Origin of the sequence: Sphingobium sp. D43FB, from assembly GCF_002312805.1 — a bacterium.
Taxonomy (GTDB): domain Bacteria; phylum Pseudomonadota; class Alphaproteobacteria; order Sphingomonadales; family Sphingomonadaceae; genus Sphingobium.
Window position 1 is genome coordinate 166067 of the sequence record NZ_NMUA01000005.1, and the last position, 21862, is coordinate 187928.

Genomic DNA, 21862 nt, shown 5'->3' on the forward strand with positions numbered 1-21862 from the left:
AAGGCCATTCCCCGGCGCAGACCGGGGAACGCCATCCCACCTTATTGCCGCAGCCGCTCGATCGCCTGCGCCAGCGCGACATAGAGCTTGCCCATGTCGGACGACAGCACCGCAACGCCCAGCGCATTGCCGTCGCGCGCCGACAGGATGATCCGCAGCATCGATTCGAAATCGTGGATGTAGCGGTTCACATGATCCCGGAACTCGGCATCATCGTCATAATGGAGTGCGATTTCCCGCGACTCGCCCGCATCCAGCAGCTTGACCGCGCGGCGCGTGAATACGCCCCGGTCGCCCTTTAGATAGGCCGACCAGGCCGTATCGGTCACGTCGTTGGACAATATCTTGGCGACGTCGATCGCGGTGCTGTTGAGCGATTCGATCAAGGCGGCGGAGCGACGTGCGAAATGGTCGCGGTCGCGATCCTCCGACGCTTGTTCGGCCTGCGCGATGCGCTGCTCTATCGTCGCGCTGGTGTCGGCGATGGTCAGCAGTTGGCGCGTCAGCCGCTCCGATGCCTGATGCGCGGCCTTGATCGCTTCCTCGGCCACCTTGGCCACCTGTTCGATCTGTTCGGCGACCCTGTCGCCCAACGCCCGCTGCATTGCCGCTTCGCTGGCATCGCCCAATTGCTGGGCGGCGTCGGGAATGGCGCGGGACAATGCCTGCCGCGCGCGCTCGGCGGCCTGATCGGCGGTGTCCTTGACCCGCAACAAGGCGGTGACGAGCAGTGGCCCGGCCCCTTCGGTGATCCGCGTTGCATCCTGATGCGCGCCGTCCAGCGCCACGCGCAGGCGATCGACCAGTTGGCGATTGGCCTCCAGCCCGCTTTGCGTGCTTTCCAGCCATTCGGTCAGGCGACTGCCTTGTCCGCGCAGCAGCGACTCGGCCTCTTCGGCTCGGCCGGCCAGCGCCTGCGAAATCGCTTCCAGCCGTTCCAGTTCGGGTGTCGCGCTGCCCAGCAGGGCACGGCTCTGTTCCATCCGCGCATCGAACCGATCCAGCGCCGCCGGATAGGTTTCATCCAGTTCGCGCACGCTCGAATCCAGCGCCACGAGCAAGGTTTCGGCGCTACCGATCAGCTTGTCCGCCGTCAGGCCACCGGCCGTCAGCGCACCGTCGATCCGCTGTGTCTCGCCCGTCAGACGAGTCAGTGCGTCGGTCATCCGTTCGCTGCGCGCCAGCGCCGCTTCTTCCAGCGTCGCGAACTTGCCTTCGGTTCCAGCGATAGTGTCGTTCAGCCCGTCATGCAGGCTGTTCATCAACGCCTTCTGCCCTTCCACCAAATCGTTGATCTGGTGGAGGCGCCCTTCGACTTCACCGATCGAGTCGCTCAGGCCGATGATCGTATCGCTGCCGATCGCATCCAGGCTTTCGCGCGACCGGGCGATCAGGGCATCCAGTGCCGCAGCCTGGTTCGATAGGCTGGTATCGGTCTGGCGCAAGGCGGCCTGCGCCCGATCGAGCGCATCGCCCATCCGTTCGCGCAGATCCTGTTCGATCTTGTCCATGTCGCGCGTCAGGACGGCCATCACGCCTTCGCTGGCGCTGCCAATCCCGGCCTCCGCTGCGGTGACCAGCGCGCTTAGCGTGTCGGCCCGACGAGACAAGCCTTCGTCGGCTGTCGCCATGGCCGTCTCGACCTTCGCCAGCAGCCCGTCCAGCCGCTCCTGCAAATTGGCTTGGGCATGGTCCAGATCCGCGCCCAAAGTCTGACGGACGGTTTCACTGGCGGTAGCCGCGCCAGCCTGCGCCGAATCGACCATGGCGACCAGCGCCAGCGATTGTGCTTCGATGTCGGCGCGCGTGCGATCCATCGCCTGCCGGGCGGCATCCAGCCTGACCTGCAACGCAGCCTGAGCATGGTCCAGATCCGCGCCCAAAGTCTGGCGGACGACATCGCTGGTGCTGGCCACGCCAGCCTGCGCCGAATCGACCATGGCGACCAACGCCACCGATTGCGCTTCGATATCGGCGCGGGTCAGATCCATCGCCTGCTTGGCGGCATCCAGCCGGACCTGCAATGCGGCGTGGGCATGGTCCAATTCTTCGATCAGGGTCTGGCGGACGCCAGCACTGGTGCTGCTTACACCGGCTTGCGCCGTATCGATCAACGTCGCCAGTGCTGCAGTCTGTGCATCGACATCAGCACGGGTGCGATCCATCGCCTGCCTGACGATGGCCAGCCGCTCTTCCAAAGCAGCCTGGGCATGATCCAGTTCCGCGATGAGCGCGTTACGGGCAGTTTCACTAGTGCTGCTGACACCGGCCTGGGCCGTGTCGACCAGCGCCACCAGCGCCGCCGATTGCGCTTCCACATCCTGGCGCGTGCGGTCCATTGCCTGGCGCGCGGTTTGCGCGGTGGCGTCGATCCGTCCTGCGGCTATCTCCGCCATGCCGGTGACTTCCTCGCTCGCTGAGCGGGTCGCTTCCTGCAACTGGGTCAACTGGCTCGACAGGCTCTTGGTCGCCGAAAGGGTGCGCGTCCGCGCCTCATCCGACAATTCGCCCAGCGCATGCAATCGCGCTTCCAGCGTGTCGATCCGGTCGCCCAGGGCATGGCTATTGTCCATGATCTGCGCTGCCATGCGGCCCGTGCGATCCTCCAGTTCGGGGATCGTGCCCATCAGCGCGTGCATCTGCGCCATCAAGGCGGCACCGGCGCGTTCGGCGACTTCGGCGCGCGCGGCACTGGCATGCGCCCGGCTGGCGATCAATTCGGCCGATGCTTCCATGTTGCTGCTGGCGGCGGCCCCATAGCTGTCGAGCAGTTCGGCCTGATCCTGCATCTTCTTGCGCGCGGTTTCCAACTGGGTCGCGATCCGGCCCAGTCGTATTTCCAGCAGGTCGGCCTCGGTCCGCAGCGCGCGCGCTGTATCGAGATAGCGACGCGATTCGGACCGGCTGTTGCGTACCAGCAGCAGATAAGTCAGGGCGAGCAGGGTCAGCGGCACCAGCAGCGTTGCTATGCCACTGGCCCATGCCGACGGCCCGGCGCGCAGGTCGCCCGACGCGATCATCGCCCAGCCGGCAAAGCCGACCCAGGCGACGGCCGCGCCCATCAAGATGATACGAACCCGCTTTATCCCGGCCTCGCCCGACTCTGCGGCTGGCTCATCGTCTTCGATGTCCAGCACGGCTTGGTTCAAAAGCAGGATATCGTCCGCTTGCGCAGGCGTCTCCGATGGTTCGTCGCGCCAGAACTCGACGATTGTGCTGCCCCCTGTCATATCCTCATCCTAGCATCTTTTTTGCGTGCGGGAATGCCCCGTTACCAAAACTTAACCCGTGTTCGATAGCGTTGGTCGCCATGTCCTATGATCCTGGTGCCCTTGACGCTGCTTTGGCGGCCGCAGTCGGCGACGACCGTGCGTTGATCGCCGATTTGCGGGTCGCCTTCATGGAAAGCGCGGCGCGTCAGGTCGATCTGCTCGGCCGTGCCCGCTGCGATGCCAATTGGGCGCTGGCGGCCTGGCGGTTGAAGGGGTTGGCGGCCAGTTTCGGCCTCACATCGTTGATGGCGCTGGCCGACGAAGCGGCGCAGGCGGCGCCCGGCGATCCGCGCGCGCTGCGGCGGTTGCGCCATGCCCTGGCGGGCCTTGAGCAGGACATTCCGCATAGCTGATACGGCTTTGCTTGCGTCAAACCCTTTGCCTTGCGAAAAGGTCGCTTCAACAGCCAACGGGTCGACAAGCATAAAAGAATGAGTTTTTCCGCGATTCTCAGCGCCAGCCGCACGACGGCCGATACGCCCGCAGGCCTGCGCGCCAGCCTGCATTTCGCGGGCCAGACGCTGATCGAATATCAGGCGCGGCAGGCGGCGCGTGCCGGTGCCGACCGAATCATGATCCTCGTCAGCGTCATCACCCCCGCCGTGTCCCAGGCCGTCGATCGCTTGAGCGCGGACGGCATTGCCGTGGCATTGGTGCGCGACATGGTATCGATGGTGCGCGATGTGCCGCGCGATGCCGACGTGCTGCTTGTCGCCGACGGCGCGATCGTGGCGCAGGCGCATGTCGATGCACTGGGCGCGAGCGAGGGCAACACGCTGCTCGTCGCCGACGACACCCGCGCCAGTGCCCCGTTCGAACGGATTGATGCAGGCCAGCGCTGGGCGGGCGTGGCCCGGATCAGCCCCGCTTTGATGTTCGACACGCTCGACATGATCGGTGACTGGGACTTGTCGCTGACGCTGGTGCGCGCCGCAGTGCAGAAGGGCGCACGCCGCATCACCGCGCCGCAGGACGACCTGCTCGAAGGTCGCGTCGCCATCGTCGATAGCCAGCAGCAGGCCGATCTGGTGGCGCAGGCGGTCACGGCCGCTGGTGTCTCGCGCAGCCCCACGCGGGGCGGAATCGAACATTATGTCCTCGCCCCTTTAGCCCGCATGGCCAGCGCCCCGCTGATGCGGATGCAGGTGCCCGCTTTTCAGGTCCGGGTCAGCGCCATCGCGCTCGCCGCCGTCGCGCTCGTGCCGATCGAACTGCTCTGGCCATTGACCGGCTTCTGCATGCTATTGATCGCCTTGCTGCTCGCCGAACTCGCCGATCGGCTCGATGCCATGGCGTTGCGACCGCCGCCTGCGGGCGCGCTCGCCTTCGCCACGCCGATCCTGGCGCTGATCGGCATCGTCCTGGCAGGCCGCAGTCCGCTCGCGGTCGATCTTGCGCTGCTGCTAGCGATCATCCTGGTCGCCGACCGGCAGGGCCGCAGCGGCGAGGCGCGGCCGTGGATGATCTTCACCCCCGCCAGTGCGCTGCTGCTGATGGTCGCGACCGGCCTGTTCGGCGTGCTGGCGCAGGGATTGCGCGTCGCCATGCTGCTCGCCATCGCCTCGATCGGCGCAATCATTTTACGGCGTCGTGCATAAAGATTTCCTGCGGACGGTTTAGTGCATTTTAAGGACGTGCGATTATGCTGCACCGCATGAGCGTCTTTTCGTCCCTTGCCGGTTCGACAATGACGGATAGCTGGCCGATGACGCGAGTCATGGCGGGCATGTCCGCCGTGCCGGTTGGTCATGCCATCGACCTGGCCTTTTTCTTTCCGACGGACGAACGCCCGCGCCACGACGCGTTGATCGCGGAGACGCGGCGGCATCTGGGCGGCTGCCTGACCGCGATCGAAATGGCGCTGCGCGTGTCGCTCGATCATGCCCCGGCCATCGCCACCGCGCTCGCGCCCTGGGCCGATCCCGTCTGCTGGCGCATGCTCTGCGATCAGCCCGCGATGCTCAGCCCGGCCTTGCTCGCCCATATGCAGATGCGCGCGGGCGTCACGCTGATGCTGCGCCAGTTCGGCCAGCCCGGTGCCGACCACATTACCGAGGAAGAGGGCGAACCACTGTTGCGCGCCGACGATCCCCTGATCGGCAATGCCGTCTCCGCGCTCACTTTGGCCGAGGGCCGCTGGATCGCACGCGGCGGCGAGGATCAGCCGATGCGGCCCGATCTGCCCGCCGAACATCATGCCGAACTGGTCTGGACCGCCGCCGCCTGCCTCGCCTCGATCGCGCGGCGCGGGGCGGGGGAAGCGGGCGATGCACTGCTCGTTGCCTTCGAACGCTCCGGCTGGGCCTTGCTCGCCGACCATGACGAAAGCGTCAGCCCGATCGCCGAAGCCGAACGGCTGGTGCGCGGCATGGGCGCGGCGGCCGATGCGCCCGACCTGCTTGGCGCAGCGCTCGACCAGCGGCGCTTCCTGCTGTTCGCCGCGCTCGCCGCCCGGCGGCTGCGGATGCGCGCGATGCAGGTCATCGACATTTTGGTGATGGGTCCGGTGGCGCAGATCGCGACTTTGTGCCGGGCGCTGGGCGGGGCGGATGCCGATTATCGCCATCTGCTGCTGTCGCTCCGCCCGATTCGCCCCGCTCTGTCCGACCTCGCCATTGTCAAGGCGTCCGCCCATTATCGCGATCTGCCTGAAATGGCGGCCGATGCGGCGGTCAGTGCCCTGCGCACGCCCGCGCCTTTTCGCGCCAAGCTCGACCATCTGCTGCAAGTCACCACCCGTTGAACATGCCGCTCCATCCGGCCATCGTGCGCGCATCCGTCGCCAGTGACGGACGGTTGCTGAGCGCCGACGCGCCGCTGCTGGCGCTGCAGGAAGAGGCGGGGGGCAGCCTCGGCACCCTGCTCGTCGTCCCCCAGCTTGCCGCCATCGCCCGGTTGACCCAGCGCCTGGGGGTCCCCGTCTCGCGGCCCGTCGCTGCCGCCGCCGAGCGCGGCGATATCGACATGTGGGTGCGCGCCAAGCCCGATGGCGCGGGCGTGTCGCTGTCGATCATCGACTGGCAGGAACGGCCGATCCCGCTCGCGTCGGTCGAACCGATCGACCGCGAAGCCGACATCGCCACCCTGGCCGAAGGCTGGACCTGGCAGGTGGACACCCAGTTGCGCTTTCAAATGGCGATGGACAATGGCGGGCCGCAGGGCACGCTGCCGCGCGATCCGCCGCTGCCGGGCAGTCGCTTTTCCGCCTATTTCGACCTGCGCCCCGATGCCGATGGCGACATGGCGATGCTGCGCGGCTTTGCCCAGCGGCGCGCCTTTCGCGATCAGGACGCCGCGCTGGTCGGCGATCCCGCCCGCCTGTTCCGCCTGTCCGCCATTCCGCTGTTTGATCTTGCAGGCCAACTCATGGGCTATCGCGGTACCGCGCTACCGCTGGAGCGCGCGGTCGCAGCGCCGCAGGTAGAGGACGCGCCCGTCACGCTCTATCCCGGCGAATTCGGCAAACGGCTCGACCGGTCGCTGCGCCAGCCGCTGGGGCGGATCATCGCCAATGCCGATACCATCAGTGCGCAACGCGATGGACCGCTTCGCCCCGATTATGCGGGCTATGCCAAGGATATCGCTTCGGCCGGGCGGCACCTGATGGCGCTGGTCGATGATCTCGCTGATCTGCAAGCGATCGACCGCCCGGACTTCGCGGTCATCGCCGAAGAGGTCGACTTGGCCGATCTCGGACGGCGCGCGGCGGGGCTGCTGACCGTAAAAGCGCTCGATCGCCGCATCACTATCCTGCCGCCGCAGGAGGATCAGAGCCTGCTCGCCACCGGCGAATTTCGCCGCGTGCTGCAAATCCTCGTCAACCTCATCGGCAACGCCGTGCGCTATGCGCCCGAAGACACGCAGGTCCGCATCGTCACCGAATCCGCACCTGGCGAAGCGCGCATCATGGTGATCGATCAGGGACAGGGCGTGGCGCTCGCCGACCGCGAACGCATTTTCGAGAAGTTCGAACGGCTTGGCCGCGACGATGCGGGCGGGTCGGGCCTTGGCCTCTATATCTCGCGCCGCCTGGCGCGCGCGATGCATGGCGATATCCGCATCGGCGGCGCACCGGGCGAAGGTGCCCGCTTCATCCTGTCGCTCCCCCGCGCCGACTGACCGCTCAGGGCAGCGAGACGAAACTGTCCATCACCCGCTTGCGCCCCGCCGTCTCGAAATCGATCTCCAGCTTGTTGCCCTCGATCTCCGCGACGATGCCATAGCCGAATTTCTGGTGAAAGACGCGCAGCCCCACCGCCATGTCGCTGCGCCCCTTATTGCCGATCGACACAGCCGACGCGCGCGCCTCGACGATCCGCACGGGTTCGCGGCTGAACTGCCCCGACGATTGCGCCCGTTGCCAGCCCGGCCCGCGCCCGGTGCCGCGCTCGACATGAGCGAACGGGTCTTCGCGCTCCGACCAATTGGCCCGCCACAAGGACGCGCCACCGGTCATGCTGCTTTCTTCCTCGACATGCTCCGGCGGCAATTCGCCCACGAAACGCGACGGGATCGAACTGGTCCACTGGCCATAGATGCGCCGGTTGGCGGCATGGAGGATGGTGCAACGCTTGCGCGCCCGCGTGATTGCGACATAGGCCAGCCGCCGTTCTTCCTCCAGGCTGTTGAGCCCGCCTTCGTCCAGCGCCCGTTGCGAGGGGAAAATGCCTTCCTCCCACCCGACCAGGAAGGTCGAATCGAATTCCAGCCCCTTGGCGGCGTGGATGGTCATGATGGTGATCTTGGCGGATTCGGCCTGCGCCTCATTATCCATAACCAGCGAGACATGCTCCAGAAACGCCCCCAGCGTCTCATATTCTTCCATCGCGCGCGCGAGTTCGGAGAGGTTCTCCAGCCGCCCCGCGCTCTCGGTGCTGCGTTCGGCCTGCAACATAGCGGTATAGCCGCTCTCGTCCAATATCTGGCGCGCCAGTTCCGCATGCGGCAATTGCGCCGCCCGGTCGCGCCAGCGCGCCAGATCGCCGACGAAACTGCCGAGCGACCGCCGCGCCTGCGGCGTCAGTTCGTCGGTGTCCGATATCCGCGCGGCGGCATGGAGCAGGGGGATGCCCTCGGCCCGCGACAGCCGGTGCAACTTCTCCACCGCCTTGTCGCCGAGCCCGCGCTTGGGTACATTGACGATCCGCTCGAACGCCAGATCGTCGGCCGGCTGGTTCACCAGCCGCAGATAGGCCAGCGCATCGCGGATTTCGGCGCGCTCATAGAAGCGGAAGCCGCCGACGATGCGATAGGGCAGGCCGATCTGGATGAAGCGGTCCTCGAACTCGCGGGTCTGGTGCTGCGCGCGCACCAATATGGCGACCTCGTCCAGCGAACCGCCATCGCGCTGGATCGTCTCGATCTCCTCGCCGACCCGCCGCGCCTCCTCCGGCCCGTCCCATATGCCGACGACACGCACTTTCTCGCCCACATCGATGTCGGTCCACAATGTCTTGCCAAGGCGCGTGCCATTCTCGGCAATCACCCCGGACGCCGCGCCCAAAATATGCGGAGTCGATCGATAATTCTGCTCCAGTTTGATGATCGTCGCGCCGGGAAAATCCTTTTCGAACCGCAGGATATTGGCCACCTCTGCGCCGCGCCATGAATAGATGGACTGGTCGTCATCGCCGACGCAGCAGATATTCTTGCGCGTCTGGGCGAGCAGCCGCAGCGACAGATATTGGCTGCTATTGGTGTCCTGATATTCGTCCACTAATATATAGCGAAACCGCTCCTGATAGCTTTGCAGCACATCGCGATGTTTCTTCAAAATCGTCAGAATATGCAGCAGCAAGTCCCCGAAATCGCAGGCATTAACTGCGCGCAACCGGGCTTGATAGGCGGCATAGAGCTTCTGCCCCTGACCGTTGGCATAGCCTTCGCTCTCCCCCGCGCCGACATCGTCGGGCGTCCAGCCCTTATTTTTCCACTGGTCGATCAACCCGCCCAATTGCCGCGCGGGCCAGCGCTTCTCGTCGATGCCTTCCGCCTGGATCAACTGCTTCATCAGCCGCAATTGATCGTCGGTATCCAGGATGGTGAAATTGGATTGCAGCCCCACCAGTTCGGCATGACGGCGCAGCATCTTGGCGGCGATGGAATGGAAGGTGCCGAGCCACGGCATCCCCTCCACCGCCGGGCCGATCATCTTGCCGACCCGCTCGCGCATTTCGCGCGCGGCCTTGTTGGTGAAGGTCACCGACAGGATTTGCGAGGGATAGGCGCGGCCCGTGGCCACCAGATGCGCCAGCCGCGCGGTCAGCGCTGCGGTCTTGCCCGTGCCCGCACCCGCCAGCACCAGCACTGGCCCTTCGGTGGTCAGCACGGCTTCACGCTGGGGCGGGTTCAAACCCCGCAAATAGGGCGGATCATTGGGCGAGGGCAATGGAAGAGTCATGGAGGACAACTAGGGACAGGGGGCGGCAGGGGCAAGGCATGACCCTTGCGGCGAAGCGCCTTCTATGAGAACAAAAGGCGAATCATGCAAGGGAGGACCAGTGATGTTGTCAGGGGGATGCCATTGCGGCGCAATCCGCTACGAAGCCGAGGGCGAACCGGCGCATAGCGCGCTGTGCCACTGCAAGGATTGCCGCACCAGTTCGGGCGCGCCGATGGTCGGCTGGGCGTTGTACCCACAGGATGCGGTGACGATCAGCGGCACGCCGGTCGAATATCGCTCGTCGGAACATGCCATCCGCCATTTCTGCGGAACATGCGGTTCGGGGCTGTTCTACACCAATGCGACCATCTTCCCCGGCCAGATCGACATTCAGACCGGCACGCTGGACGATATCAGCGCGCTGCCGCCCCAGGCGCATATCCAGATGGCCGAAGCCGCCGACTGGATGGCCAACGCCCATCTGCTGCCCAAATTCGATCGCTTCCCCGGCGAATAGCGCCATCCTTCCTCTCGCGGCATTCCCGCCTCCTTTCGTCGCCAGCGGCGGAACGGAGGCGACGGGGTGCCGGTTCTCCGCCTCGCCCACGCAGCAGAACGGGGCAGAGACAAGAATAGGAAGGATCACCCCATGAAATCCATTATGTTTGCCGGGGCCGCCCTCATGGGCATCGCGTCGATCGGCAGCGCCGCCATCGCGCAGCAAATGCCCGCCAGCCAAGCCCCCGGTGACGCCATGACGCCGCCGACCGACCCGTCCATGGCCCCGCCGCCACCGCCCGCCAATGATCCCAATGCCGGTATGCCGACTGGATCGGTGCCAAGCGACCCCGGCATGGTTCCAGCACCGCCCGGCGCACCCAGCGATACCGCTGCGCCGATGGGTTCATCGTCCAATCCGGTGACGGTGGGCGGCAACATGACGCCACCGCCTGCCGACATGAAGGACTATCCGGTCTGCTCCAAGACAGTGACGGACAGTTGCATCAATCCGGCTGACGCGCGGAAGATGCGCAAGCGCTGACCCTGTCGGCAGGAGCGGGCAGGGCGGCGATCAGCGCTGCCAGCCCGCTTCGGTCGTGCGCCGCATCCGCCAGCGTGGCCTCATCCAGCACGGTCAGGAACGCGGCGGTCGCCTGCGACAGCAAAGCGGACAGGCCACAGGCACCGCGAATGGCGCAGGCGGGACAGTCCGCCATCCGCATGTCCGGTTCGCAATGGCGAACAACCGCGCCAATGCTGATCGCCTCTGCCGGTCTGGCGAGCAGGAACCCGCCCCCGCGACCCCGCTGAGTCGCGATGAATCCGCCCTTCGCCAGATGGTGGACCACTTTCATCAGATGGTTGCGCGACAGGAGATGCGCGTCCGCCACCTCGCCGATCGTGGCGCGGCCCGTCGGCGACACCGCCAGATGGATCAAGACGCGCAGCGCGTAATCGGTGTGACGGGTCAATTGCATGCCTGATGGGGGTAGCGGCGATGCGTGCGGACAAAAACATATATATTATTTACATCTTAAAAGATGCGGAATAGATACACCTTATCCCCTCCTGAAAAAGGCGTTTCCTATGTCCGCTTCGCTGTCCGATTCGACGATCGCCATCGTGAAATCCACCGGCCCTGCGCTCCGCCAGCACGGCGTCGCGATCACCACCGCCATGTATGCGCGACTGTTTCAGGATGCCGAGGTGAAGAAGATGTTCGACCAGGCGGCGCAGGTCAGCGGCGAACAGCCCAAGCGTTTGGCCGCCGCGATCCTTGGCTATGCGGAAAATATCGATAAACTGGGCGCGCTGGACGGGGCCGTCGCCCGCATGGTCGCGCGCCACGTCCAGACCGGCGTGAAGCCGGAACATTATCCCAAGGTCGCCGCCGCCCTGCTCCCCGCCATTCGCGAGGTGCTGGGCGAACAGGTCGCAACCGACACCGTTTTGGACGCCTGGGCGGAGGCCTATCAGTTCCTGGCCGATATATTGATCGCCAAGGAAAAGGACGCCTATCAGGCTGCGGCCTGAACCTCCGCGCGGAGCAGGGTGATCCGGGCCTTGCCTACATCGCGCACCGTGTCGATGGTAAAGCCCTTCACCGCCACATCCTCGCGCTTGTCGGTTTCGATGCTGATCCAACTGGCCGGACTGGTCCAGCCCAGCCGTGACAGCTTGTCGAGCGCAACCTGCCCTGCGCCGGTGCCATAGGGCGGGTCCATGAAGATGAGGTCGAGCGGCTTGGCGGCCTGCCCCAACGTCAGCACGCTGGCCGCGCGAATGTCGGGACGGATGCCCAGCCGCTCGGCATTGGCGCGTATTGCGTCGAGCGCGGGCTTGTCCTGTTCCACGAACAGGCAGGAGGCCGCACCGCGCGACAGTGCCTCGAAACCCAATGCGCCGGAACCTGCAAAGAAGTCCGCCACGGCCAGTCCCTCGAACGATCCGATCCGGCTGGTCAGCATCGAAAACAGCGCCTCGCGCGTCCGGTCGCCGGTGGGACGGGTGGCATCGCCCTTGGGCGCGGTCAGCGGACGGCCGCGCCATTGGCCCGAAATGATCCTCATTTCGCGTCCTTCAAAGTCTTGCGGAATATCGCCAGATCCTGTTCGCTGACTTCGGCTACCATGCCGATCGGCAAGTCAGCGAGGACGAACGGACCATAGCTGGTGCGGATCAGGCGGTTGACCTGCAACCCCAGATGTTCGAGCACGCGCCGCACTTCGCGGTTCTTGCCTTCGGTCAGGGTCATTTCGATCCACTGGTTGCGCCCGGTGCGCCGCTCCAGATTCGCCTCGATCGGCCCATAACGAACGCCATCGACTTCCAGCCCGTCGAACAAATCTTCCAACTGCGCCTGGCTGATCTCGCCAAAGGCGCGCGCCCGATAGGTGCGCGGCACGCCAGTCGAGGGCAGTTCCATCTGCCGCTTGAACCCGCCATCGGTGGTGAGCAGCAACAGCCCTTCGGTATTCATGTCGAGCCGCCCGATCGGGATGACGCGGGGCAGATCGGCAGGCAGCCGGTCGTAGATGGTCGGCCGTCCGACCGGATCGCGCTCGGCCGTCAGGCAGCCGCTCGGCTTGTGAAACAGGAACAATCGGGTCGGGGCAGGGGCCGCGACCGCCACGCCATCCACCGCCACGCCCGCAAGCGATGCGAGCAAAGTGGCGGGCGTCTCGACCGTCGCGCCGTCCAGCGTGACGCGGCCTTCTTCGATCATCCGTTCGACTTCCCGGCGCGACGCGATGCCAGCCCGCGCCAGCAGTTTGGCGATACGCTGCGGCTCGCCTTTGCCATCGCTGGCGGCAGCATGGGCAGGGTGCGGGTTGGCGGTGGTCTTGGGGCCAGTGCCCGACCTGCGTGGTGGCTTGTTCGCCCAGGGTTTGGCGGCAGCGCCAAAGGCTGCGCCGCGCGGCTTATCGCCGTCATTGCGCCGGGGCGGGCGCACGGGCGCATCGGCCTTGGCAGTCACAGGACGGGTGCGGTCGCGTCCGGTGCGGTCCCCACTGGGAGCGGCATCGGGCCGTGGGCCACGACCCGGCTGGGCACGTTCGCCCGGCTTGGCAAAGCGCGGTTTGCCGCCCGTCGCTTCGTCGCGACCCGGCGCAAAGCCCGGCCGCTTGCCGGGGCCACCGGGGCGTTTAGGGCCGCCGGGGCCGGACCGGCGTGGCGGTCCTGATTTTTTCGGCGGTTCCACGGATAAGTTCCTTTGCGTAGGCTCTGGCTCTCCCCATATGGGCGATAAGCCAGCAACAGGCTGAAATGTGCCGTCCCGGCGCTTGAGCGAGGGGGTAAAAACCCATCGCTCCGGCAACCCGGCGCGGGGGCGCGGCGTTTGTTCGGTTGCATGGCGGAAACAGGGCGGACTTGGCAAATGTTTTTCGGGCTTTTGAATAGCGGGAGCGTGCGCCTCCCGCGCCGCAAGGCAATCCGCACCGTGTTGGTGGTGGAGGATGAACCGCTGGTCGCGTTCGACAATGAACATGCGCTGGAACAGGCCGGATACAGCATCGCCGCGACGGTCGATGATTATGACCATGCCGTCGCGGTGATCGACGGCGGGGAACTGGATCTCGTCATTGCCGATGTCGCGCTTCATGGCCCCAAGAGCGGCATCGATGTCGCCCGCCACGCCCATGCCAAGGGATTGCCGGTGCTGTTCGTCACCGGCCATTGCCCGATCGACGCCCGCGAACTGGCGGTCGGATGCCTTGCCAAACCCTATGCCCCCCGCGACCTGGTCGCCGCGATCCGGGTGATCGACGCCCGGCTGCGCGGCGCTCGCCAGCCACGCTTGCCGGTAGGCCTCAGCCTGTTCGAGCCGAACTGACCCCACGCAGCGCTTGCCAGCCCGGCGCGAGGCCATATGGTGGCGCGCAACAGGACGAGACCGGGGGAATGAAGTGACTGACGCCATTGCGGGCCGCAAAAGCTGGCTCGACGCCGTGAAACCCTATTTCCGGCCGATGCCTTTTGTGGCTTTATTGATTGGCATCTCCAGCGGCTTTCCGCTCATGCTCCTGCTCGGCACGATGGGCTATTGGTTATCAAAAGTCGGCATAGAGAAATCGACTATCGGCTTCGCGATCGGACTGACGACGCCATATGCCTTAAAATGGTTGTGGGCACCGCTGGTCGATAAGCTGCCAATACCCGGCCTCACACGTCTCTTGGGACAACGGCGGGCATGGCTATTTGTTGTGCAGGCTCTGTTGTTTGTTTCGATCTGGCTGCTGGGAAGCAGCGACCCAGCCAATCATCTTGGATATTTCGCAATTTGCGCGATTATCGTCTCTTTCCTGGCGGCCACGCAGGATATCATTATCGACGCCTATCGGATCGAAATCCTCAGCGATGAGGAGATGCCTTACGGCACAGCAACCAATCAGTTCGGATATCGACTGGGCGCCTTTTTTTCAGGCGTTGGAACGATCTTTCTGTATTCGTCCGAAACGGGCATCGGACTGGGTTGGGAAATGGCCTATGGGCTGACAGCTTTTCTCGTTCTCCCCGGCGCATTAGGCGCATTATGGGCAGGCCAGGGCACTTATATCGACCGACATGTTCGGATCGCCGGACAAAGCCTAGGTGCATGGCTGAAAGAAACAGCACTCAATCCCTTCATCGAATTCCTTGGCCGACGTGGTTCCGTCCTCATCCTACTCTTTGTGCTGCTGTACAAAGTCGGTGACGCGATGGGCCAAGGCATGTTGAACCCGATGATCGTTGATCTTGGTTTTACCGATGGCGAATTTATTGCGATCAACAAAATCGTGGGTTTTTGGGGTTTGATAGTTGGTACGGCGCTCGCCGCGCCGTTTATCATGTGGCTTGGAATGGGCAGGTCATTGTTCATTTCCGGCCTGATGATGATGTTGAGCAACCTCACGTTCGTTGTTGTTGCGATGGAGGGACACTCCACGCTTTGGCTCACGATTGCGGTTGCGACCGAACAAGTGACAAGCGGAATTGGGCTCACCGTTTTTGTGACATATCTCTCTGGTCTTTCCAGCTTGGCCTACACAGCCACGCAATTTGCACTATTGTCTTCTTTCGCTGCGGTCGGCCGGACTTGGCTCGCTGCGCCCGCAGGCATCGCTGCCGAAGGCCTAGGCTGGGTAGGCTTCTGGCTCATGACAGTGGTGGCCGCGGTGCCCGGCATGGTTTTATTGTGGATATTGTGGCGCAAGGGCTTCGTCGTGGAATCCGTTCGGCAGCCCAGCACTGAGGACGACTAGAACGTGGCTTTTGCCGCGACCGACCGCACAGCTCAGCCGCCCGAATAGAGTTCGAGCGGCCGCCCCAGATCGGCATGCGCCTGCGCGACTGCCTGCATGCAGGTGAGCGCGCCCAATGCATGGTCATTGCCGAGCAGGTCGCTTAATTGTTCATAAGCGGCGTTGGGATCGCGCAACGCTTCGCCCGTTGCCTGCATCAGCATCCCCTCATCCGCGGTCATGCGCGCGCAGCAGCAGGGCGCAACCAATATCTTGCGGCTGGAGGCGCGGGCGAGTTCCAGCATCATGGCCCGCATCAGCACTAACGGGCGGCGATAGCTGCGCCCGAACGCACCCAACATGGCGTTGGCGGCATGGGCGTCATTGACGCCCGCGCTGGCCATGCGGCGCATGACGAACAGGAATAGCCGGTTGCCATAGCCCGTCGGCATGGGCCGGGGCAGATCGATGGGGGAGGTCTCTCCATGAGCCATGATGATACGCCTTCTGCGGTGATTGCTCTCCGCAGACTACGCTATTGCGAGTTAGTCGCAAGTATAATCAGTCGGGCAATTGCGCGTTTAGTCGCAAAATTTCGCCCGCCAGATAGAGCGAGCCGCCGATCAACAGCTTAGGCGCGGGGTCGCCCTGCGCTGCTATGGCCGCGATAGCGCATTGTGCATCGGCATGCGCCGTGCAGCCAATGCCCCAGTGTGCCGCGATCGCGGCGAAACGTTCCGCCGGATGATGATCATGACCGGGGACGGGCAGCGCATGGATATGGGCGATCCGTCCGGCAAAGGGCGCGAGGAAGGCATCGACATCCTTGTTGGCCAGCATGCCGATAACGAGCTGCAGCTTGTGGCCTTCCAGCCGGTCCGGCGTGAAGAAGGCGCTGATCGCCTCGCCCGCGCCCGCATTATGCCCGCCATCAAGCCAGGCCGTGGCACCGGCGGGCAATAGCCCCAGCAGCGGGCCATGGTCGAGCCGCTGGAGTCGCGCGGGCCAATGCGCCCAGAGCGGCGCGGCCTTGAGTGCGGCATCGGAGAGTGGGACAGCGTTTTGATGGCGCAGCATGGCAAAGGCCAAAGCGGCATTCTGGACCTGATGCGCGCCCGCCAAGCGGGGGAGCGGCGCGTCAATCCGACCCTGATCATCGCGATAATGGAGCCGGTCGCGATAGACCGCCGCGTCCCAGCCATCGCCTTGGGCGATCCAGGTGGTGCGCGCCTTGGCGACGGCGTCGATCATCACCGGGAAGAGCGATTCGGCATAGCGCTGCGTCACCAGAGGCGCGCCGGGCTTGGCGATTCCCGCCTTCTCCGCCGCGATCTGGGCCAGCGTGTCGCCCAAAAAGGCCTGATGATCGATTCCAAGCTGAGCAATGCCGCAGACGACCGGGCCGGCAATGATGTTGGTCGCGTCGAGACGTCCCCCCAGGCCAACCTCGATGATGCAAGCGTCGGCGGGATGTTCGGCGAAGGCGAGAAACGCGGCCGCCGTGGTGACCTCGAAGAAGCTGGCTCCGATTCCTTCCGCAATATCCAATACGCGCGCCAGATAACGGGCGAGCGCTTCGTCGCTGATCAACTGCCCCGACACGCGGATGCGTTCGTTGAAGCGCACCAGATGCGGCGAGGTGAAGACATGAACGGTCTTGCCATCCGCTTCCATCGCCGCGCGCAGGAAGGCGCAGGTCGACCCCTTGCCATTGGTGCCCGCGACATGGAAAACCGGGGGCAGGGCGCGGTGGGGATTGCCGAGCCGCGTCATCAATTGGGTGATGCGCTCCAGCCCCAATATGTCGGCGCCCGGCGATAGCGACCAGAGCCGGTCAAGCTGCGCCTGAACCTGCGGGTCGTCCGAAACGGCATGATCGGCCATAGGCGCGTCCCCCCGGCGCGTTGGTTCAGGCAGCGATGCGCGGCGTAAGATAGCCGATCACGCGCGCCAGCGTATCGCGCAGTTCATGACGATGGACCACCATGTCGATCATGCCATGGTCGAGCAGATATTCGGCGCGCTGGAACCCTTCGGGCAGCTTCTCGCGGATCGTGCTTTCAATGACGCGCTGGCCAGCAAAGCCGATCAGGGCATTGGGTTCGGCGATCTGCACGTCGCCCAGCATCGCATAGCTTGCCGTCACGCCGCCGGTGGTCGGATCGGTCAGCACGACGATATAGGGCAGGCCCGCCGCGTGCAGCTTCTGGATCGCCACGGTGGAACGGGGCATCTGCATCAGCGACAAAATGCCTTCCTGCATCCGCGCGCCGCCTGCGGCGGTGAAGATGACATAGGGGCAATGATGGGCGATCGCGTCATTGACGCCCTGAATGAAAGCCGCGCCCACGCCCATGCCCATGGAGCCGCCCATGAAGGCGAAATTTTGCACGCCCAGCACCAGCGGCACATCGTCGATCGCGCCGCGCGCGTTGATCAGCGCGTCCTGATCGCCGGTCGCGGCGCGTGCCGCGCGGATGCGATCGGGATAGCGTTTGGTGTCGCGGAATTTGAGCGGGTCTTCCTGCACCTGTGGCGTCGGCAGCAGGATGAAACCGGCGTCGAGGATCTGCTCGAACCGCTCAGCCGGGCCGATGCGGCCATGATGGTCGCAACGCGGGCAGACGGAGAGATTATCCTCCCACTCCTTGATGAACAGCATCTCCGAACAGGATGGGCATTTATGCCATAATGTCTCGGCGGTCTGTTCCTTCCGGGCGATGAAGGGGATGGCCTTGCGGACGCGGTTGATCCAGCTCATGCGGCAGTCTCTTGGATTTTGGGGGTGAGCGCGCCGGACAGGGCGGCGACGAATTGCTGAACGAAGGGTGCAGCGGCATCGCCATGGCTGCCAACGATATCGACAATGGCCGAGCCGACGACGACACCATCGGCGATCCGGCCGATGGCGGCGGCCTGTTCGGGCGTGCGGACGCCGAAACCGACCGCGACCGGCAGGTCCGTGGCGGCTTTCAGACGGCCGACGGCCATGTCGATATTGGCCTGGGCCGCCTGCTGTTTGCCAGTGATACCAGCGACGGAGACATAATAGAGAAAACCGCTTGCGCCTTGAAGCACCGCAGGCAGGCGCGCGGTATCGGTCGTTGGGGTGGCGAGGCGGATGAGGTGAACGCCCGCGCCGCGCAGCGCCGGGCCGATCTCGGCATCCTCCTCCGGCGGCGCATCGACGCAGATGACGCCATCGACGCCAGCGGCCTTGCACTGATCAGCGAACCAGTCGGACCCGCGCACTAGCATCGGATTGGCATAGCCCATCAGCACCAGCGGCGTATCGGGATGCCGCGCACGAAACTCGGCGGCTAGCGCGAAGATATGCTTCGTCTTGGTGCCCGACCCCAGGCTGCGCAGATTGGCCAGTTCGATCGCGGGGCCATCGGCCATCGGATCGGTGAAGGGCATGCCCAGTTCGATGATGTCCGCGCCACCCGCGACCAGCGCGTCGAGGATGGCGGGCGTTGCCGCGACATCGGGATCACCGGCTGTCACGAAAGTGATCAGCGCGGCGCGGCCTTGCGCCTTGCAGGTGGCGAAGCGGGTCGAGAGGCGGTCAGTCATGCTCACATTTCCACTCCCAGCGCTTCGGCGACGGTGAAGATGTCCTTGTCGCCCCGGCCGGAAAGGTTGATGACGATGATCTTGTCCGCATCCATGGTCGGCGCGACCTGTTCGGCAGCGGCGATGGCATGGGCGGATTCGAGCGCGGGGATGATGCCTTCCAGCGCGGAGAGCTTCTGGAAACTCGCAAGCGCCTCATCGTCCGTGATGGGCATATATTTGACCCGGCCGATCTCGTGCAACCAGCTATGCTCCGGGCCGATGCCGGGATAATCCAGCCCCGCCGAAATGCTGTGCGCTTCGGTGATCTGGCCATCCTCGTCCTGCAACAGATAGGTGCGGTTGCCGTGGAGGATGCCCGACGCGCCGCCCGCAAGCGAAGCTGCATGCTTGCCCGTCAGACCTTCGCCCGCCGCTTCCACGCCGATCATCGCAACGTCGGGGTCGTCCAGAAAGGGATGGAACATGCCGATGGCGTTCGACCCGCCACCGACCGGCGCGATCAGCATGTCGGGCAATCGGCCTTCGGCTTCCATGATCTGGGCACGGGTTTCCTTGCCGATGATCGACTGAAAATCGCGCACCATTTCAGGATAGGGGTGCGGACCCGCCGCCGTGCCGATGATGTAGAATGTGTCATGCACATTCGACACCCAGTGGCGCAGCGCGTCATTCATCGAATCCTTGAGCGTCGCCGACCCGGAGGTGACCGGAATGACCTCGGCCCCCAGCAGCTTCATGCGGAAGACGTTGGGGCGCTGGCGCTCCACATCCTTGGCGCCCATGAATATCTTGCATTCCATGCCGAACAGCGCGGCGACGGTTGCGGTGGCGACGCCATGCTGACCAGCGCCGGTTTCCGCGATCACCTTCTTCTTGCCCATGCGGCGGGCGAGTAGCGCCTGGCCTATGCAATTGTTGATCTTGTGCGCGCCGGTGTGGTTCAACTCCTCGCGCTTCAGATAGATTTTCGCGCCCTTGCCCGTCGGCGCATTGGCACGCACCGCTTCGGTCAGGCGGCTGGCATAATAAAGCGGATTGGGGCGGCCGACATAATGTTTGAGGAGATGGTCATATTCCTCCTCGAATGACGGGTCGTCCTTGGCCGCTCGATACACTTTTTCGAGGTCGAGGATCAGCGGCATCAGCGTCTCGGCGACATAGCGGCCACCAAAGGCACCGAAATGGCCATTGGCATCGGGCTGCGATCGCAGGCTGTTGGGCAAGGTTATCGTGTCGGTCATGATTTCAATCTTTCAGGCATGAAGGGCGGTTCGCTTCGATCAAGGGAGAAGCGATCAGCGCCATCGTATCCCGATGCGCTCGACAGGAGCGGTGAGCGTCAACATGCGGATACCGCTTTGCAGAAGGCCATGATCTTGTCCACACTCTTGATGCCGGGTGCGCTTTCCACGCCGGAAGATACGTCGATCAGCGGGGCATCGGTTATGCGGACGGCTTCGGCCGCGTTGTCGGCCGACAATCCGCCCGACAGGCCCCAGGGCATTGGGATCGAAAGGCCACGCAGCAGCGTCCAGTCGAAGCGCATTCCCATGCCGCCGGGCAAGGCCGCGCCATCGGGCGTCTTGGCATCGAACAGCAACAGATCGACTGCACCGACATAGGCAGTGGCGGCATCAATGTCTGCGCGGGTTTTGACCGATATCGCCTTCCAGACGGGCAGGCCGAAGCGCTGGCCGATGGCGGCGACGCGTTGCGGGCTTTCCTTGCCATGGAGTTGCAGCGCGGTGAGCGCGCCGCCGCTGGTCAGTTGGACCAGCAGATCGTCAGTGGGATCGACCACGACGCCGACCTTTTCCATGTGCGCAGGTGCGATTGCGGCCAGCGCGGCGATCTGGGCCGCATCGACATGGCGCGGGCTTTTGGCGAAATGGACAAAGCCGATATGGCTCGCCCCTGCGCGCACGGCTGCGCCAACGGTGTCGGGCGTGGAAAGGCCGCAGATCTTGATCGCGAGTCGGGACATGCAGGGGCTTTAGCGGGCAAGTGCGCCCAAGTCACATGACCGGTGGGGCAGTGGGCGCATGGCCCGGCTGGGTCAGGTCCATATCATGGAGCGCCAGCCATTCGTCGGCATGGGTAATGCAGGCCTGCCCCAGAAAGGCGTCGGCCGCCGCGACGATCTCTTCGTCGCTCATCGTCAGCGGGTCGAGCGGCGGGTGCCAGTGCAGCCGGAAGTGGGGTCCGTTCGTCCGCGCGAGATAGAAGGGCAGGAAGCGGGCATTGACCTTGCGCCCCAGGCGCAACGCGACGGACAGATTGCCCGACGGTGGAAGGGTGCGACCCAATTTAGGAAACCAGACCTGAAAATCGCGCCGTTCATCGAGCAGGATATAGAGGCTGGCGCGCGGATGGCTGGTCAGATGCTTCAATATGCGGCGCGCCGCGCCATCGCCGGTGATGGTTTCGCCCATATAGCTTTGCCGCGCCTTTTGCAGCTGCGCCGCCGTCCTCTCGTCACGGGGCGGCGCATAGACGCCGAGGCCCGGTCGGTCGGTCAACGCCTTGCCATGCGCGCCCAGCAAATCCCAATTGCCCAGATGCAACGACAAGGCGAGCAAGGGGCGTGGTCCGTCCAGCACCGCCTCATAGCCTTCGCGATCGACGACCTCGACATGCGCGTCGTTCACCAGCCGATCGACATTGGCGAGTTCGGCCAGCGTCCGCCCGATGTTGCGCCAGCGGCGGGTGAGCATCGCTTCCTGCGCGGCCTCGTCCAGATCAGGGCGGAGCAGGGCGAGATTGGCGCGCGCACGGGCATCGCGCAGCTTCATGCGCGGGCGCGCGACATGGACGGACAGCCATCCGCCAAGCCAGGAGGCCGAGCGGGCGGGCAGCACCCGCATCAGCGAGAAAAGAAAGGGGTTGGAGAGCATAAGCCTGCCGTC

At 64.7% G+C, this 21862-nt stretch carries 21 protein-coding genes; 9 read left to right on the top strand and 12 right to left on the bottom strand.

Going from position 1 to position 21862, the window contains the following annotated elements:
* Positions 1–41: 41 nt before the first annotated feature.
* Positions 42–3230 carry a hypothetical protein gene (locus SxD43FB_RS06710; RefSeq protein ID WP_255245615.1) on the bottom strand — a complete coding sequence of 1063 codons (3189 nt, stop codon included), beginning with the start codon at positions 3228–3230 and terminating at the stop codon, positions 42–44.
* An 80-nt stretch (positions 3231–3310) separates the two neighbouring features.
* Here SxD43FB_RS06710 and SxD43FB_RS06715 point away from each other — a divergent pair, with 80 nt between their 5' ends.
* From SxD43FB_RS06715 to SxD43FB_RS06730, 4 genes are all read left to right on the top strand, one after another.
* Positions 3311–3625 carry a hypothetical protein gene (locus SxD43FB_RS06715; protein WP_037477908.1) on the top strand — a complete coding sequence of 105 codons (315 nt, stop codon included), beginning with the start codon at positions 3311–3313 and terminating at the stop codon, positions 3623–3625.
* Between the two features lie 78 nt (positions 3626–3703).
* Positions 3704–4870 carry a hypothetical protein gene (locus SxD43FB_RS06720; protein WP_096061510.1) on the top strand — a complete coding sequence of 389 codons (1167 nt, stop codon included), beginning with the start codon at positions 3704–3706 and terminating at the stop codon, positions 4868–4870.
* A 44-nt stretch (positions 4871–4914) separates the two neighbouring features.
* On the top strand, positions 4915–6015 hold the full coding sequence (locus SxD43FB_RS06725) for a DUF2336 domain-containing protein (RefSeq protein ID WP_255245616.1): 1101 nt from the start codon (positions 4915–4917) through the stop codon (positions 6013–6015).
* Positions 6012–7391, top strand: coding sequence for a HAMP domain-containing sensor histidine kinase (locus tag SxD43FB_RS06730; RefSeq protein WP_096061511.1), 1380 nt, complete (start codon positions 6012–6014; stop codon positions 7389–7391). Before SxD43FB_RS06725 ends, SxD43FB_RS06730 begins: the two co-directional genes overlap by 4 nt.
* Positions 7392–7395: 4 nt before the next feature.
* Here the strand turns inward: SxD43FB_RS06730 and SxD43FB_RS06735 are convergent, their stop codons facing one another.
* Entirely contained in the window at positions 7396–9672 is a 2277-nt protein-coding gene (locus SxD43FB_RS06735; protein WP_096061512.1) for a UvrD-helicase domain-containing protein, read from the bottom strand.
* Between the two features lie 103 nt (positions 9673–9775).
* Here SxD43FB_RS06735 and SxD43FB_RS06740 point away from each other — a divergent pair, with 103 nt between their 5' ends.
* Complete coding sequence (locus SxD43FB_RS06740; RefSeq protein WP_096061513.1) at positions 9776–10171, top strand: GFA family protein; 396 nt, start codon at positions 9776–9778, stop codon at positions 10169–10171.
* Between the two features lie 132 nt (positions 10172–10303).
* Positions 10304–10696, top strand: coding sequence for a Fe-S oxidoreductase (locus SxD43FB_RS06745; RefSeq protein ID WP_096061514.1), 393 nt, complete (start codon positions 10304–10306; stop codon positions 10694–10696).
* On the opposite strand, the gene SxD43FB_RS06750 is transcribed toward SxD43FB_RS06745, so the two are convergent.
* Positions 10659–11132 carry an Rrf2 family transcriptional regulator gene (locus SxD43FB_RS06750; protein WP_096061515.1) on the bottom strand — a complete coding sequence of 158 codons (474 nt, stop codon included), beginning with the start codon at positions 11130–11132 and terminating at the stop codon, positions 10659–10661. The genes SxD43FB_RS06745 and SxD43FB_RS06750 overlap by 38 nt on opposite strands.
* Before the next feature lie 109 nt (positions 11133–11241).
* Here SxD43FB_RS06750 and SxD43FB_RS06755 point away from each other — a divergent pair, with 109 nt between their 5' ends.
* A complete protein-coding gene (locus SxD43FB_RS06755; protein WP_096061516.1) occupies positions 11242–11688 on the top strand; it encodes a globin domain-containing protein in 447 nt (148 codons plus the stop codon).
* Here SxD43FB_RS06755 and rsmD read toward each other — a convergent pair.
* Together rsmD and SxD43FB_RS06765 are read right to left on the bottom strand one after the other, a co-directional pair.
* The gene (gene rsmD, locus SxD43FB_RS06760) at positions 11673–12224 is read right to left on the bottom strand and encodes a 16S rRNA (guanine(966)-N(2))-methyltransferase RsmD (RefSeq protein ID WP_069064715.1); all 552 of its coding nucleotides are present in this window, start codon (positions 12222–12224) and stop codon (positions 11673–11675) included. The genes SxD43FB_RS06755 and rsmD overlap by 16 nt on opposite strands.
* A complete protein-coding gene (locus SxD43FB_RS06765) occupies positions 12221–13357 on the bottom strand; it encodes a pseudouridine synthase (RefSeq protein WP_096061517.1) in 1137 nt (378 codons plus the stop codon). The genes rsmD and SxD43FB_RS06765 overlap by 4 nt, the downstream gene beginning before the upstream one ends.
* Positions 13358–13534: 177 nt before the next feature.
* Between SxD43FB_RS06765 and SxD43FB_RS06770 the strand changes: the two genes are divergently transcribed.
* Positions 13535–13990 carry a response regulator gene (locus SxD43FB_RS06770; protein ID WP_096061518.1) on the top strand — a complete coding sequence of 152 codons (456 nt, stop codon included), beginning with the start codon at positions 13535–13537 and terminating at the stop codon, positions 13988–13990.
* 73 nt (positions 13991–14063) lie between these two features.
* Positions 14064–15398 carry an MFS transporter gene (locus SxD43FB_RS06775; RefSeq protein ID WP_096061519.1) on the top strand — a complete coding sequence of 445 codons (1335 nt, stop codon included), beginning with the start codon at positions 14064–14066 and terminating at the stop codon, positions 15396–15398.
* 32 nt (positions 15399–15430) lie between these two features.
* Here SxD43FB_RS06775 and SxD43FB_RS06780 read toward each other — a convergent pair whose 3' ends face one another.
* From SxD43FB_RS06780 to SxD43FB_RS06810, 7 genes are all read right to left on the bottom strand, one after another.
* Positions 15431–15871: a DUF6628 family protein gene (locus tag SxD43FB_RS06780; protein ID WP_069064712.1), complete on the bottom strand. Its 441-nt coding sequence runs from the start codon at positions 15869–15871 to the stop codon at positions 15431–15433.
* A gap of 67 nt (positions 15872–15938) precedes the next feature.
* Positions 15939–17261, bottom strand: a complete 1323-nt coding sequence (locus SxD43FB_RS06785) for a folylpolyglutamate synthase/dihydrofolate synthase family protein (protein WP_096061520.1) — start codon at positions 17259–17261, stop codon at positions 15939–15941.
* Between the two features lie 25 nt (positions 17262–17286).
* Positions 17287–18138 carry an acetyl-CoA carboxylase, carboxyltransferase subunit beta gene (accD, locus tag SxD43FB_RS06790; RefSeq protein WP_037473822.1) on the bottom strand — a complete coding sequence of 284 codons (852 nt, stop codon included), beginning with the start codon at positions 18136–18138 and terminating at the stop codon, positions 17287–17289.
* Positions 18135–18953: a tryptophan synthase subunit alpha gene (gene trpA, locus SxD43FB_RS06795; protein WP_096061521.1), complete on the bottom strand. Its 819-nt coding sequence runs from the start codon at positions 18951–18953 to the stop codon at positions 18135–18137. Before trpA ends, accD begins: the two co-directional genes overlap by 4 nt.
* Before the next feature lie 2 nt (positions 18954–18955).
* On the bottom strand, positions 18956–20197 hold the full coding sequence (gene trpB, locus SxD43FB_RS06800; RefSeq protein ID WP_096061522.1) for a tryptophan synthase subunit beta: 1242 nt from the start codon (positions 20195–20197) through the stop codon (positions 18956–18958).
* A 98-nt stretch (positions 20198–20295) separates the two neighbouring features.
* Positions 20296–20940 (bottom strand): phosphoribosylanthranilate isomerase, encoded by a 645-nt coding sequence (locus SxD43FB_RS06805; RefSeq protein ID WP_096061523.1) that lies wholly within the window; start codon positions 20938–20940, stop codon positions 20296–20298.
* A 31-nt stretch (positions 20941–20971) separates the two neighbouring features.
* A complete protein-coding gene (locus SxD43FB_RS06810; protein ID WP_096061524.1) occupies positions 20972–21850 on the bottom strand; it encodes a lauroyl acyltransferase in 879 nt (292 codons plus the stop codon).
* Positions 21851–21862 lie beyond the last annotated feature (12 nt).